The organism is uncultured Hymenobacter sp. (assembly GCF_964242765.1).
In the GTDB taxonomy this organism is placed as follows: Bacteria; Bacteroidota; Bacteroidia; order Cytophagales; family Hymenobacteraceae; genus Hymenobacter.
On record NZ_CAXTBM010000064.1, the window covers coordinates 16,800 to 30,435 of the forward strand.

At 58.5% G+C, this 13,636-nt stretch carries 10 protein-coding genes and 4 pseudogenes; 2 read left to right on the forward strand and 12 right to left on the reverse strand.

Annotated elements, in window-relative coordinates; translation table 11 throughout:
• Positions 1–64: 64 nt before the first annotated feature.
• From ACFE7X_RS20570 to ACFE7X_RS20585, 4 genes and pseudogenes are all read right to left on the reverse strand, one after another.
• Positions 65–3,526, reverse strand: coding sequence for a TonB-dependent receptor (locus ACFE7X_RS20570; RefSeq protein WP_375437571.1), 3,462 nt, complete (start codon positions 3,524–3,526; stop codon positions 65–67).
• A 180-nt stretch (positions 3,527–3,706) separates the two neighbouring features.
• Positions 3,707–4,759 (reverse strand): FecR domain-containing protein, encoded by a 1,053-nt coding sequence (locus ACFE7X_RS20575; RefSeq protein WP_375437572.1) that lies wholly within the window; start codon positions 4,757–4,759, stop codon positions 3,707–3,709.
• A 168-nt stretch (positions 4,760–4,927) separates the two neighbouring features.
• Entirely contained in the window at positions 4,928–5,521 is a 594-nt protein-coding gene (locus ACFE7X_RS20580) for an RNA polymerase sigma-70 factor (protein ID WP_375437573.1), read from the reverse strand.
• A 206-nt stretch (positions 5,522–5,727) separates the two neighbouring features.
• A pseudogene (locus tag ACFE7X_RS20585) lies at positions 5,728–5,895 on the reverse strand (IS3 family transposase); the annotation flags it as partial.
• 166 nt (positions 5,896–6,061) lie between these two features.
• Between ACFE7X_RS20585 and traM the strand changes: the two are divergent.
• Together traM and ACFE7X_RS20595 are read left to right on the forward strand one after the other, a co-directional pair.
• A pseudogene (gene traM / locus ACFE7X_RS20590) lies at positions 6,062–6,426 on the forward strand (conjugative transposon protein TraM).
• Between the two features lie 95 nt (positions 6,427–6,521).
• Positions 6,522–6,971 (forward strand): annotated as a pseudogene (locus tag ACFE7X_RS20595) (DUF4138 domain-containing protein).
• Here the strand turns inward: ACFE7X_RS20595 and ACFE7X_RS20600 are convergent.
• The 8 genes and pseudogenes from ACFE7X_RS20600 to ACFE7X_RS20635 form a co-directional block, all read right to left on the reverse strand.
• Positions 6,954–7,208: an integrase core domain-containing protein gene (locus ACFE7X_RS20600; RefSeq protein ID WP_375437574.1), complete on the reverse strand. Its 255-nt coding sequence runs from the start codon at positions 7,206–7,208 to the stop codon at positions 6,954–6,956. The pseudogene ACFE7X_RS20595 and the gene ACFE7X_RS20600 sit on opposite strands and share 18 nt — an antisense overlap.
• Complete coding sequence (locus ACFE7X_RS20605) at positions 7,091–7,852, reverse strand: IS3 family transposase (protein WP_375437575.1); 762 nt, start codon at positions 7,850–7,852, stop codon at positions 7,091–7,093. Before ACFE7X_RS20605 ends, ACFE7X_RS20600 begins: the two co-directional genes overlap by 118 nt.
• Positions 7,849–8,103 (reverse strand): annotated as a pseudogene (locus tag ACFE7X_RS20610) (transposase); the annotation flags it as partial. The pseudogene ACFE7X_RS20610 and the gene ACFE7X_RS20605, both read right to left, overlap by 4 nt.
• 89 nt (positions 8,104–8,192) lie before the next feature.
• Complete coding sequence (locus ACFE7X_RS20615) at positions 8,193–8,528, reverse strand: hypothetical protein (protein WP_375437576.1); 336 nt, start codon at positions 8,526–8,528, stop codon at positions 8,193–8,195.
• 67 nt (positions 8,529–8,595) lie between these two features.
• The gene (locus ACFE7X_RS20620; RefSeq protein WP_375437577.1) at positions 8,596–10,116 is read right to left on the reverse strand and encodes a glycoside hydrolase family 32 protein; all 1,521 of its coding nucleotides are present in this window, start codon (positions 10,114–10,116) and stop codon (positions 8,596–8,598) included.
• Between the two features lie 74 nt (positions 10,117–10,190).
• Complete coding sequence (locus ACFE7X_RS20625; RefSeq protein ID WP_375437578.1) at positions 10,191–11,081, reverse strand: carbohydrate kinase; 891 nt, start codon at positions 11,079–11,081, stop codon at positions 10,191–10,193.
• Between the two features lie 103 nt (positions 11,082–11,184).
• Positions 11,185–12,510 (reverse strand): sugar porter family MFS transporter, encoded by a 1,326-nt coding sequence (locus tag ACFE7X_RS20630; RefSeq protein ID WP_375437579.1) that lies wholly within the window; start codon positions 12,508–12,510, stop codon positions 11,185–11,187.
• 246 nt (positions 12,511–12,756) lie between these two features.
• Positions 12,757–13,636, reverse strand: an 880-nt coding sequence (locus ACFE7X_RS20635) for a RagB/SusD family nutrient uptake outer membrane protein (protein ID WP_375437580.1), incomplete at its 5' end; no start/stop codon positions are given.

Sequence of the window (13,636 nt, forward strand, 5' to 3'; positions counted from 1 at the left end):
CAAGAGTCAGAAGTTGAGGCAGGAAAACCCGCGGCCCGCTTCTGGCTGCTAGCAACTGGCATCGTTAGAAAGTAAGGTTTAGACCCAGCGTTAGGGTTTTGGCCAGCGGCAACCCGCCGTAGTCAACGCCGATGGGGAAGTTGGAATCGCCGCCGCTTGTGTTCACCGCTTCGGGGTTGTAGCCGCCATCGTACCGGTCGTTGCCGAAGTAGTTTTCCGCCGACACGTAGATGCGGGCGCCCTGGGCCACGCTTTTCTTGATCAGCAGCCCCAGGTCGTAGCCGAGCGTGATTTGCCGCACGCGGTAGTAGTTCGACGAGTACAGCCAGTCGGTGGGTTTGGTGTAGCCGAAGGTGGAGTAAGCCTTGCCCCGCTCGCCGGTGCCCGGCTCATCGGCCGAGCGCCACCGGTCGCGGTTGATGCCCAGCACGTTTTCGCTGTACACCGTACCGGTGCGGTCGACGGCGCGCCCAAACAGCGAGTAGATCGAGCCGCCTTGCTGGCCCTGCACCAGCACGGCCAAATCGAAGCCCTTGAAGCGGAAGTTGTTGGTGACGCCCCAGGTGTACTTAGGATTGGGCTGCCCCACAACCTGCCGGTCGCTGGCATCGATCTTGCCGTCGCCGTTGAAGTCTTCGTACTTGGCGTCTCCCACGGTTTGGGTGCCGTAGCGGGCAACCCCAGCATCCAAATCACTCTGGCTGATGATGCCGATGGTTTTAACGGCGTAGATGGAATACAGCGGCTGCCCCACCTGCAGAATGTTGTTGGCAATATCCCAGCCCGAAGCCACCAGAATCGGCGCGTCGTTGGGGCCCAGGTGCACCACCCGGTTGCGGTTGTGGCTGAAGTTGATTGAGGTGCTCCACTCGAACTTGCCAATGAGGTTGCGGCTGCTTAGTTCCACTTCAAACCCCTTGTTGAGTACCTCGCCGATGTTGGTGAGCTGAGTGGCGAAACCCGCCGTGGTGGGCACTGGCACGTTCAGCAGCAAGTCGCGGCTGGTTTTGGTGTAGTAGTCCAACGAGCCGGTCACGCGGTTATTAATCAAACCGAAGTCCAGACCCACGTCGAAGGTGCGCGACCGTTCCCACTTCAAGTTGGGGTTGTTGATGCGGTTGGGCGCTTGGCCGGGAATCAGCGAGCCCCCCGAGGAATAGGTGTACACGCCGAGCGTGGCAATGCTGCTGTAGTCGCCGATGCTGTTGTTGCCCGACAAGCCCACGCTGCCGCGCAGCTTCAAGTCGCTGAGCACGTCCTGCTTAGGCATGAAGTTTTCCTGCGAGATGCGCCAGCCCACCGAGGCGGCCGGGAAGATGCCGTACTTATCGTTTTCGCCGAACCGCGACGAGCCGTCGCGCCGGACGCTACCCGAAAACAGGTACTTGCCGTCATAGGAATACTGCAAGCGCCCAAAGCTGGAAATCAGCACGTTGCGGGTTTCGGTGGTGTAGTTGTCGGTGGTGCCGCTTACGGTGGTGGCGCCATTGATGGTGGTTACCGCCTGGTTGATAAAGCCGTTGGCCGCCGTCAGGCGCTGGGCGTCGATCTTGGTGTTGTTGTAGGAGTAGCCGGCCAGGGCCGAGAAGTTGTGCTTTTCCCCCACGGCCTTGGTATACGACAAGGTGTTTTCGTTGACGAAAGTGAGCTTTTTGTAGCCGTCGTAGTAGGCCGAAGCCTGGCGGCTGCCCGCGCTGCCGCTCACAAAGGCGGGCCGGAAGTATTTGGTGTTGCCGTCGGCGTTGTCGAGGTTCAGCGTCGAGCGCAAACTCAGACCCGGCAAAAATTGGTAGTCGGCGTAGATGGTGCCCAGGGTGCGGAAGGTTTTGGTGTCGCCGGTGGTGTTTTCCAGGCCGCGGACCGGGCTGGGGCGCCCTCCCCAGGCGTAAGGTAGAATGTCGCCGGTGTTGGCGTCGAGGCCGGCACTGGCCTCGGCCACCGGAATGTTGAAGGTCAGGTACTGCAACTGGTTGTCCTTGCCTTCGATGCCGGGGTCTTGGGTGATGGAGTAAGAGGGCGCCAGGTTCAAGCCCAGCTTCAGTTGGGGCAGCACTTTCACTTCCACGTTGGCCCGGGCCGCGTAGCGTTCATATCCTAACCCGATCATAATGCCCTCCTGTTTGAGGTAGTCGCCTGACACGTAGTAGTTGACGAAGTCGGTCGAGCCACTGGCCCCCAGCTGGTAGTTCTGCACCAGGCCCTTCTTAAAGGATTCCTTTTGCCAGTCGATGTAAGTTAAACCAGGGTGGCCGGGCTGCTGCCACCGCTCATCGATCATGAGGTTGGGATTGATGGTGTTGTTGCGCAGTATGGCCTGCCGCTCCGCAGTGGATTGGCTGGCCAAGCGGTTCGGGCCGGATGCCACCCAGGTGGCGTTGATGATTTCGGTGGCCCGGTCCACCCATTCCTCGGCGCTGAGCATGTCCAGCCCGCGCACTTTCTCGGTTACGCCCACGTAGCTGTTGAGCGTGAATTTCGGCTTGCCCGACTTGCCGCGCTTGGTGGTGATAAGCACCACCCCGTTGGCCGCCCGCGAGCCGTAAATAGCGGCGGCGGCAGCGTCTTTCAGCACCTCGATGTTCTCGATGTCGTTGGGGTTGATGTTGTCGAGCGGGCTGCCGCTCCCGAACCGGCCCGCCGCGTTCTGCGACGTGTTTTCCAGCGGGAAGCCGTCGATAACGTAGAGCGGCTCGTTGCCGGCCGTAATCGAGCCCGAGCCTCGCACCTGCACCGAAAAGCCTTGGCCGGGCACGCCCGTCGTCTGCTTGACCTGCACGCCCGCCAGCTGCCCCACCAGCGCCTGATCGACGCGGGCAATGGGGCGCTCGGTTAGCTTTTCGGCGTTGAACGACGCAATGGCCCCAGTTACGTCGCCTTTTTTCTGGGTGCCATACCCGACTACGACCACTTCATCCAGGGCTTTGGTATCCTCGGCCAGCTTGATAGTAAGGTTGGGGGTGGCTTCGGTAATCGTCACTTCCCGGCGCACAAACCCGACCGAGCTGACAACGATAATGCCCCCGGGCGGGACGCTGAGCGTGAAGCGCCCCTCGGCATCAGTGCTCGTACCGGTGGTGGTGCCCTTTACTACAATCGTGACACCGGGCAGGGGTTCGCCGTTGGGTTGCACTATCTGGCCCGTTACCGGCACATCGGCCGTGGATTTAACTTGGCTCAGGATGATGCGGTTGTTGCGCACCTCATACTGAATTTTGCGCGGGGCCAGCAACTCGTCCAGCACTTGCGTGAGCGGTTTGTCGGCCACTTCCAGCGTCACCCGGCGGTCCGAGCCAATCAAGGACGGGCTGTATATAAACCGGACGCTTAATTGCTTTTCCAGTTGGCTCAGCAACGATTCAATCGTTTGCGCCTGTGCCTTTAAAGAGATTTTGCGCTCCAAGAGCACTTGCATTAGCAACGGACTGGCTTTCACAGTGCCCGCCAAGGGACAGGCGAGGGCTACGTGGAGCGCAAGCAGTTTAGCTGGGCCCCAGAATCTTCGCGTAAGGAGTACAGGCTTTTTCATATGCGAAAACGTTTGCGGTGGGATTTTTTAAATGATTTTGAAAAGACAGGGGTAGCCTTCCACGCTCAACAAAGCGTGCTGTGCTGCCGTCCGGCCCAAGGGCGGCGTCGGACGATGGTTGTCAACGGGGAGGAAAAGTATATGCAGTAGGCCGGAGCCTGACGCACAAAAGAAACCTAGCTAGTAGGTGGACTTACAGCCGTTACTCTCAAATATAATCTGCGCGTTATTGGCTAATTTGTACTTGGCGTTCAAGGCTTTACACAAAACATCCAACTGCTCGAACAAGGATTCGTTGTCGAAGGCAATGGTGATGGTGCACTCGCGGAGCCGGGACGGATCGTAGACGATGTTGACGCCGTATGCCTTTTCCAGGGCCGCCAGCACTTCCGGGACGGGGCGCTTTTTGAATTCCAGTGGATGGGGCACCAGCAGGACGGGTTCTTCCACTAGGATCTTGTCGAGGGAATGGTTTTCGTCGGTGTACACCACTTGTTGATTCGGCAACAGTACCACTCCATTCACGGCGGGCTGCGCCGGCGTGGCGTCCAGGCGCGCTCCATGGCGGGCCTGAACGGCCACTTTGCCTTCGCGCACCGCTACTTTTGCGGCTTTACCCGTGTATGCAGTTACCAGGAAGCTAGTGCCCAGCACGGTCGTTACCACCTTATCGGTGTACACCAGAAAGGGCCGTGCCGGGTTTTTCGCCACTTTAAAGTACGCTTGCCCCATCAGGAGCACTTCCCGCCGACCACCGGTCAGGCCGGCTCGGTATTTAAGGGTGCTGCCAGGGTAAAGCGTGACGCGGCTTCCATCCGCCAAAACTAAGTCTTGCTGCTGCTGGATACGATTGGTTTTCACGACCCATTGCGATGCTATTGTGGCCGCTACCTGCGCTTGGCGTTGCGGCAGCCACCAGCCCAGGCCGACTCCTAGCACCAGCAGCGCCGCGGCGGCCCACCGCACAACGGGTTGTTGCCAGAAAGCCAAGGGACGGCTTAACACGGGCGCTTCTTCCTGAACTAATTCGGGAGTTGACTCGCCACCGGTAAGCGCCACTATCTTGTGCCACATAGCAGCCCGCACTTCCTCGTGCTGGTCTAAGCTCAACACCAAATTTTCTTCTAGCCCAAGCTGCTCACTCCACTTCTCCACCAGCTGCGCCTCACCCGGTTGGCTGCGGCCGTCGAGGTAGCGTTGGAGGATGGCTTCGAATTCAGCTTGGGTTAGCATAGCGGGCAGAGAAAGATGCTTCTATAGAGGAAGACGCGCAGCTTCGGTCAACCCCTAAACCCAACTACAACTTTTTTCTTAAGACGCTACGCTTTGCTTGCCCGATCTACCTTGCTTTAGGCTATTCCAGGCTTGAAAAGCGATATTTTTAGGAAGGCGCGCGGTGAGTTAGTGAAGCAAAAAAATCAAAGCGACTATCGTAAAGTCCCGCAGGTAGGTGCGCAGTAGCTTCAGCGACTTGGTAAGGTGATATTCCACGGCTTTAGGCGACAAATTCAGGCGCTCCGCAATGTCGCGCACGGGAATGTGTTCGAGGCGGCTTAACCGAAATACCTCCCGTGATTGCTCGGGCAGGCGCAGCAGGGCTTTGGCAAAAGCTTCCGATAAATCGGTAGCGGCCAGGCTGTGCTCGGTTTCGTGGCTGGTTTCGAGTTGGTAGTGACGGCAGTAATCGGCGTAGGCGGCGCGCACCTGGTGAGCCCGTAAATAGCCGATAACCCGCCGATTGATGGCGGCCAGCAGATAATACTCGAGTTGCTGAATAACTTGTTCCGCGCGCTTATGCCAGAGGGCCGCAAACAAATCCTGAACTAGCTCTTCGGCAACTTCCCGGGATTTAAGCTTGCGGTACGCTACGGCAAACACCCGGTACCAATACCGCTCATAAATCTCGGCAAAGGCCGTTCGGTCGTTTTCTACTAATGCCCTAAGCAGGGCCTCATCGGGCCAGGAAGCATAAGCTCGGTGGGAGGAGGAACTCACGGGGCATGAGGAAACGGGCGGGACGCAGTCAGAGCATGGTAAATGTACTGAACAGTATTTATAAATTAACATCAACCGACCCGCGCCAATATCTTGCTTGCAATCGAGTGGAAACTCCAATGAATCGAATACTTCAATTAGGGGCAAGCCAATAATAAGTTCTTGAACCGAGCACGGTCGGGTCCTAGGTGTTTGAGGTGGTCTAACTAGGCCGCACAGAATTGAGACGTAGTTTGAAAGTGGGATTTAAAGTGATTGGGCGATAGGTAGCCGAGGGCAGAATGCCGGCGCTCGTGGTTGTAGTAAGCCAGATAATGGCTGATTTCTGGGTGCGCTTCGCTCAAGTCGCGGAATCTGCCGCCAGCGAGCAGTTGCGTTTCAAGCCGGCTCTACAACGATTCGGCGCGGGCGTTATCATAGCCGTTGCCGCGCCGGCTCCTGCTCGGCTCTTTTGAGGTAGGCCCGCCGCTGGCTTACTTCCGGGTCACGGGCCAGTTCCACACTGCCGACTTCGGCTACGAGTTGCGCCTGCTTTCCGATGTGCAGCTGGAGGGGCGCATCATTCCGCGCAACAGCTTCCTGTATGGCACCTGCCAGGTATCGGGCAATCGTCTCACCATCGAGGCCACATCGGTGCAGATTCAGAACTGCTTCCCTTGAGCCTGAAAGCCTACGATCTGGACGGCGGGGAAGGACTCAACATTCCCGGCTCCATGGACCGCGACGCCGCCAAGCAGGGGTTGGCCAGTGGCACGAGTAGCGCCGATCTGCTCACCATGTCGTCCAGCCTAGGAGCCCAAGCCGCCGGCATTGCGCTGCAAACGGGCAAAGCATTGGCCGGCAAGAAAATCAAGCTGGTCAAAATTCATCTCAAAGCCAACTACAAACTGCTCCTTAAATCATGAGACTGCATCCCACGCTTGGCCGCTTAGGTCTCTTCGCCCTAACGGTAGCGGCCCTACCTGTTATGGCCCAAAAGTCTGTTGCTACCCGCCGGTCCATGACCTCAGCACAGTTGCCAGGCAACTTCTCGGCCCCGGCACCAGCTGAGGTGGCGGTACCGGTGGCCCTGGCTCCGAAGATGCTCGCTCTTGGGGAACAGAATCACATTGGCTCTCACTTGGGCGTAGGCTTTCAGAAAACCACCCACTTGATCTTCCCTTACGCCGTGACCTACGTGGATCTGGGCAACGCAGGTATCATTGCCGACAAGGCTCAGGGCGCGGAAAACATTGTCAAGCTCAAGGCCAACTAGCAGAGCTTTCCCCAAACCAACATGACGGTGGTCACGGCCGATGGGCGGCTGTATTCGTTTCTGGTCGACTTCGAGGCCAACCCCCGGGTGCTCAACTACAACCTGACCACCGGTGCCGGCGAAGCCTCGCCCGTTATGCCGATGGCTATGTTCTCGAACCTGAGTGAGGTGGTTCGTTTAGCCTGGACAGTTTAGGGCGTTAAGTGGAAGGGGCTGTTGGTGAGCGTGGTACGGCGTCTGATAGCCAATGCTGGAGTGCAGGCGCTCATGATTATAATAGTTGAAATAGTCGTCGACGCTGCGCTGCGCGTCCGCTAGATCAGCAAAAACGGGCCATTCGCGCAGTTCGAGCACCTCCGTTTTGAGGCGCGACCACAGGCTTTCCGCCTGGGCATTATCGTAGCAGTCGCCGCGCCGACTTTGCGAGCGCACCGCCCCGTGGTCGTGCAGCAGTTGCTGGTAGACGTTGCCGCAGTACTGCCCGCCGCGGTCGGAGTGGACCACCAGCCTGGAGTAGGTTGCTGCGCCCGAAAGGCCCGTTGTAAAGCAGTCGTTACCAGTTCTTCCGGCATCGCGGCCCCGACCTGCCAGCCCACTACTTGCTTGCTGGCCCTATCTTGGTACGCGCACAGATAAGCCCACTCGCCATTGGCCAGCGGTAGATAGGTGATATCACTGACCCACACGCGGTTAGCTTGGGTGGGCTTCGGCTGATCGAGCAGCCGGTTGGGCGCGCAGCGCAGCCCGTGCGTCGAATCCGTCGTGCGCGGGGTGATGGCCTTGGGTTGCAGCGCGCGCAGGCCGCGCCGGCGCATGGCCGCACGCAGGCGCTGGCGACCCACGCGGTAGCCCTTGCGGTGCAGCGCGACCTGGAGCCGCCGGGTGCCATAGCGGCGTTTATGGCGGCCAAAGATCTTCACCAATGCCATTTCCCAAGCGGGTGTCTCACAGCGTACTACTTGCCGCTGCGCTTGTCGCCACGCATAGTAGCCGCTGGTGGGCACCTGTAGCACTTCGCAGAGCAGGCGCACCGGATACTGTGTGCGCTGCGCCTCGATAAAGCGGTAGCGACTCATTGGTCCGGGGTCTGCGAAAAGAGGGCAATGGCTTTTTTTAAAATCTCTAATTGCTGCGCCTGCCGTCGGTTGGTGGCCCGCAGTTGACGTAGCTCGGCGGCGGTGGCTAGGTCTAACTCTGCCCCGCGGGCCGCGGCCACGGGGGTGAGCACTTGCTTCTGCCACTTGTAAAGCAGCTTGGGGCTGATATTCAAGGCGCGGGCGGCGGCCTGCGTCGAGCGGCTTTCGCGAGCCAGGCGCAAGGCTTCGGCACGAAAGGCGGCATCCTAGCGGCGGCGTTTGTCGGGTTGGGGGCTGTCTTTCATGACATTCGAAAGAGTAGACCCTATTCTGTCCTGATTTACTCGACCACCTCAAAGTTGCTAGTGCCGAGGCCCCACCACGGGTGCCGCTGGTGCGTGGCGTCGTTCCAGATGTCTCTAAGATAGTACACCTTAAAGGCGTTGGTCTCCGGGTCGAAGTACGGCATTACGTCGCCGATGGGAGCCTGCTGGTCGCCGAGGGGGTAGAGTTGGTAGGCAGAAGTCTCCGCGCGCGGGCCACAGACGAGGGAGTTGCTGCTCGGCGCCGCGGTAGGAGCCGTAGCAGGAATGGCCGTTTCCTTGGCGCAGCTACCGAAAAGTAGCGACACGCCGAGGAGCCCGGCCGTTCCCAGCGGGGAAAAGCAGTTGCTCATGAGGTAGGAATTAGAAGGTTGGAAAAGAAAAAGCCCAGGCTGTAAGGCCTAGACTTCTGTGGAAACACTATTTCACATGCGGCGTCAGTTTGGCGTAGCTCAACGCGTCTACCGTGAGGCCGCTGGTCGATTTCAGCTTCAGCGTGGTGTAAGGCTGCGTGGGGAAAAATAGCTCGGTCATCGTGGTCAGGCCGCCATCGGCAAACACTTCCACTGACGTAGCATCGAAGAGTAGCGTAAGGTCGGCAACGGAGCCGTTGGCCAGGCGCGGTGCCGGGTGACGGCCGGCAAATGTGGAGCTAAACGCCATTTGGCCCGCTTTGCTCCGGTCGATATAATATTGGTTGGCTTGCTTGTCGTAGCCGATAACTAACTCCTCGCCTTTGGCGTTACCCAGCACAAATGCAAAATCCTGGAGTTGCTTGGTGCTTAGCTGAAGCTGAAACTGCGACGCCAAGCCTGGGATTTTATCTGTTAGGCTTAGCTCTGATTTTACGATAAAATTTTTCAACGACTGGCTGGGCTGCACCAGCTGGGCTACTTCCTTCGCTGGCATAGAGGTCAGGTAAATTTCCTGCCCGACTTGCTTCAGGGCCAAGTCACGCGGCGCAGTCATAGCGTTGCGCCAGGGGGAAGTGGGCACTTGGTTGGCGTATTCCCAGTTGCTCATCCAACCCAGAAAAATTTTGCGGGCGCCGGTATTGGCCCAGGTGATGCCAGCATAGTTGTCCTTGCCCCAATCCACCCACTTTTGCGTGGTGGTTTGAGGCGTGAAGGTTTTGCCATCAAACTGCCCAATGAAGTACTGCGTAGCCGAGCCGCCGTTGGGCCCGCCCGGGTTAATGCTCACTAGCAGCACCCAGTGCGTTTGGCCATTTAGGGTCAGCGGAAACAAATCGGGGCACTCCCACACGCCACCATGGGCGCCTAGCTTTTCGCCGAACTCACTCAGCTTGGTCCAGTCCTTTAGGTTCGGCGAGGCGTAGAACGTAATTCGGTCTTTGGTGGCCAGCGTCATCACCCATTTTTTGGCCACCTCGTTCCAGCTCACTTTTGGGTCGCGGAAGTCCTGAATACCGGGGTTGGGCAGCACGGGGTTGCCGGGGTACTTCGTCCAGGTTTTGCCTTCGTCGAGGCTGTAAGCCAAGCTCTGGTACTGATGCTTGTTGGTTTTCTTCTTCTCTTCCGGGTCGTTGTGGTGGGTGAAAATGGCCACCATCGCATTCTTGCCGAAGCCGGCTGTGTTGTTAGCATCAATAACCGCGCTACCCGAGAAGATCCAGCCCAGCTTATCCGGGTACAGCGCAATGGGCTGCTCCTGCCAGCTCAGCAGGTCTTTGCTGGTGGCGTGGCCCCAGTGCATCGGGCCCCACTCCATGCCGTCGGGGTAGTGCTGGAAGAACAAGTGGTAGGTGCCGTTGTGATACACCATGCCATTGGGGTCGTTCATCCACATCTTGGCCGGGCTAAAGTGGTAGACCGGGCGATACTGTGGCGTGGCCGGCGGAATGGGTTTGGCAGCGGTTTGAGCTTGGCTGCTAGTAATCATGCCGCACAAGGAAAGCGCCAGAAGGAAAGTCTTTTTCATGGGTGGGAATAAGGGAGAGGTAGTAGGCCGTTATGTAAAGGGCAATGACGGTTTAATTACGCTGAAGCGGCAACTTACACTGCCTGCACAGCCAGCAGTTCCTGTACTGCGGCTTCGCTGATGGTGGGGGTTGCGCCAAGGTGGGTAGCCACCAGCGCGCCGGTGGCGCAGGCGAAGCGCAGGCACTCACCAGGCTCCTGCCCAGCCCGCCAGCCTTTGAGCAGTGCCGCCAGAAAGGAGTCGCCGCTGCCAATGGTGTCTTTGACCTGTACGGGCACGCCGGGAGCCCGGTAAAGTTGACCATTGGTCCAGAGCAGGGCCCCATCAGCCCCGCAGGTAACGCACACCCCTTGCAGGTTGAAGCGGGCGGCCAGCCACTGCATAGCAGTTCCTTTATCGGTTTCCTCACTGAACCAACGCATGATTTCGGCTAGCTCGTGGTGATTCATTTTCACCAGATCAGCCTTGCCGAGCAGATACTTGACCACGTCGCGGGTGGAGTGCGGCGGGCGCATGTTGACGTCGAACACCTTGAACTTCGCGTGTTCTAGCAGCCGGTAGAGCGTTTCGCGGCTGGCATTACTACGGGCCGACAGACTGCCGTATACAAACATGGCCGCCTCGTCTACCAGCTTTTCCAGGGCCGCATCATGTTGAATATAATCCCAGGCAACCGGGTGCACAATTTTGTACGTCACCTCGTTGGCATCATCCACATTGGCTTTTACCACGCCGGTGAGGTGAGTTTTGCCGCGCTGCACGTACGTGGTACTCAGCTGCTTGGAAGCAACGAACTCAAGTAGTTCGGTACCCAATTCGTCGTCGCCGACGCGGCTAATGAACTCAACGGGCAACCCCAGCTGGCGCAGGTGCACGGCCACATTGAAAGGCGCACCACCGGGTTGCCTGCCGCTGGGCAGCACGTCCCACAAAATTTCGCCGTAACAGACTATCGTATTTGACATAGGATGGAAGGTGTTGTAAAAGAACATCCGGTCGGGCACTGCCACCTACTTGCCATTGCAGGAATAGTATAGCCGTTTCGCCGGTCTTTTTTCTCGTTACGACTTAGTGAATCACCAACGTCTTTTCGAGCTGTTCCAGCGTGGTACCTTTGGTTTCGGGCATGAAGCGCCACACGAAGACCAGTTGCAGCACCATCATCGAGCAGAAAAAAGCGAACGTGTGGCCGCCACCGAGTTTCTCGGCGAAATAGGGGAAAGTGAAGGCAATGATGGCCGCCATCACCCAATGCGTGGAACTGCCCAACGCCTGGCCTTTGGCACGGACCGTATTGGGGAAAATTTCCGAGATGAAAACCCAGATAACGGCCCCCTGCGAGAAAGCAAAAAAGGCGATGTACACAAACAGTAGCACCGGCACGGTGTACCCGTTGAACTGCTCGGTGTAAAAAGCCCGGGCCACTAGCCCTAGCGTGGCAATCAGCCCAAACGAGCCAATCAGCATGAGCTTGCGGCGGCCGAACCGGTCGATAACGTTCATGGCCAGCAGCGTGAACAGGAAATTCACTAGGCCGATACCGGCCGAGGACAGCAGCGCGGAACCTTTGCCGAGCCCGGTCATTTCAAAGATGCGCGGGGCGTAGTAGATGATGGCGTTGATGCCCGACACTTGGTTGAACACGGCAAATAACACGGCCAAGAGCACGGGCCCGCGGTATTGCCGGGCAAACAGCGATTCGCCGCCGGCCGCTTCGTCGGCCGCATTAGCCGTTAGGATGGTTGTTACGTCCTGGTCGGCCGTGGCCGGGTCGATGCGCCGCATGACGGCGCGGCCTTCCTCTACGCGACCCTGGCCCAGCAGCCAGCGGGGGCTTTCGGGCACGCGGAACAGCAGTAGAAAAAACGCCAGCGCCGGGACGGCCTGCACGCCTAGCATCCAGCGCCAGTCGTTCTCACCAGCCCCCGTCAGCAGGTAGTTGGAAAGGTAGGCCGCCAGGATGCCGAACACAATGTTGAATTGAAATAGGGCCACCATCTGTCCGCGTTTGGCCGCCGGCGACACTTCCGAGATGTAGAGCGGCGCCGTTACGGAAGAAGCCCCCACCCCCAAGCCGCCTAAAAATCGAAACAGCATGAACAGCCCCCAGCTTGAAGTGAGAGCCGCGCCCAGGGCCGACACTAGGTAGAGCACGGCAATACCAAGGAGCGTCTGCCGACGTCCCAGCTTATCCGACGGGACGCCACCGAAGATGGCTCCGAACACGGTGCCAATGAGGGCAATGGCAATGGTAAAGCCATGCTTCACGGAACTTAGCCCCCAGAGCTGCTGGATGGCTTTTTCAGCCCCGGAAATCACGGCCGTATCGAAGCCAAATAGAAAGCCCCCTAGTGCAACTACCAGGGACCAGAAGAATACATTGCTGTTTTTCACGGCGCAGAAAGCTATAGACAACCGGGGCGAGAAGGAGTGCCGCCGACGCTAAATGAATTATGTAGTTATGAACACAAGAAAATTTTCGGGTAAGGAGTAGCCATGCCGAGCGTTGCTGGAGCACCTCAAGTGCTATCTGCTGCCTAGTTACCCAACCAAGCCTAAGCAGGATAATCGCTGAGGCGCTGGCTTGCACCATTCCCACAATCCAACTTCGCCCGGCATAATATTCCCTCTATCAGCGTCTTAATTCCAGCCGGGATTCTGCTGGTAGAGGCCTTTGCTGAAGTTGATTTGGTTGAGTGGGATGGGCAGGTACTCGTCGCGGCCCTGGGTGAAGCGGGCGGTTTGCAGGTACTGGCGTTTGGTTTTTTCCCTGTCGAAGTAGGTGTTCAGATAGGGAGCCGCAATGCCCCAGCGCGTGAGGTCGAAGAAACGGTAGCCTTCCATGGCAAACTCCAGGCGACGCTCGTAGCGCAGCGCCTCTCGGGCGTACACCTGCGTCCACCCCGTGGCCGGGTACTGCCCAATGCGGTAATTGGAAATGTTGCCGCCGGCGGCATTCTTCAGGCGAGTAGTACTGGCGGCGGCCCGCTGCCGGATCTGGTTGATGATGGGTAGGGCTTCGGCCTGCCGACCCAGTTCGATCAGGGCCTCGGCTTTCCACAGCAGCACATCGGCGTAGCGGATGATAGTCCAGTTCTTCGACGTGGTCATGAAGGGCGGCGTCTTCTGGAAGCTCGGGTCGGAAGGCAATACGTTCTCCTTCATCGACATATACACGCCGTAGGTGTTGCGGTCGCGCAGCCACGAATTCTCGAATACAAACGTAGGCAGGTACTTGTAGGGATGGCTCGGAATGGCCACCGTGTGGTCGAGGCGCGGGTCCACGGTGTTGTTCTGGAAATCGGCCGGCGTAACCAGATCCGAGTTGTTGAAGGTGGTGAACAGCGGCAGGCCCTGGGCATCCGTTTTGTAGGCATTCACCAGGTTCTGGCTGGGCTGGTGGAAGCCGCAGCAGCCGTAGTCCGGGTTCATGGGGTAGTTCAGCTCTTTTGCGCGGGCGGTGCGTCCCTTGGGCGTGCCATCGCCGTGCGAAAACTGAATGGCGAACACCGACTCCGGG

What these genes read in the sequence shown, in the direction of transcription:
- ACFE7X_RS20570 (WP_375437571.1), bottom strand. Translation starts at nt 3,526, where the DNA reads ATGAAAAAGCCTGTACTCCTTACGCGAAGATTCTGGGGCCCAGCTAAA.
- ACFE7X_RS20575 (WP_375437572.1), bottom strand. Translation starts at nt 4,759, where the DNA reads ATGCTAACCCAAGCTGAATTCGAAGCCATCCTCCAACGCTACCTCGAC.
- ACFE7X_RS20605 (WP_375437575.1), bottom strand. Translation starts at nt 7,852, where the DNA reads ATGAGTCGCTACCGCTTTATCGAGGCGCAGCGCACACAGTATCCGGTG.
- ACFE7X_RS20615 (WP_375437576.1), bottom strand. Translation starts at nt 8,528, where the DNA reads ATGAGCAACTGCTTTTCCCCGCTGGGAACGGCCGGGCTCCTCGGCGTG.
- ACFE7X_RS20620 (WP_375437577.1), bottom strand. Translation starts at nt 10,116, where the DNA reads ATGAAAAAGACTTTCCTTCTGGCGCTTTCCTTGTGCGGCATGATTACT.
- ACFE7X_RS20625 (WP_375437578.1), bottom strand. Translation starts at nt 11,081, where the DNA reads ATGTCAAATACGATAGTCTGTTACGGCGAAATTTTGTGGGACGTGCTG.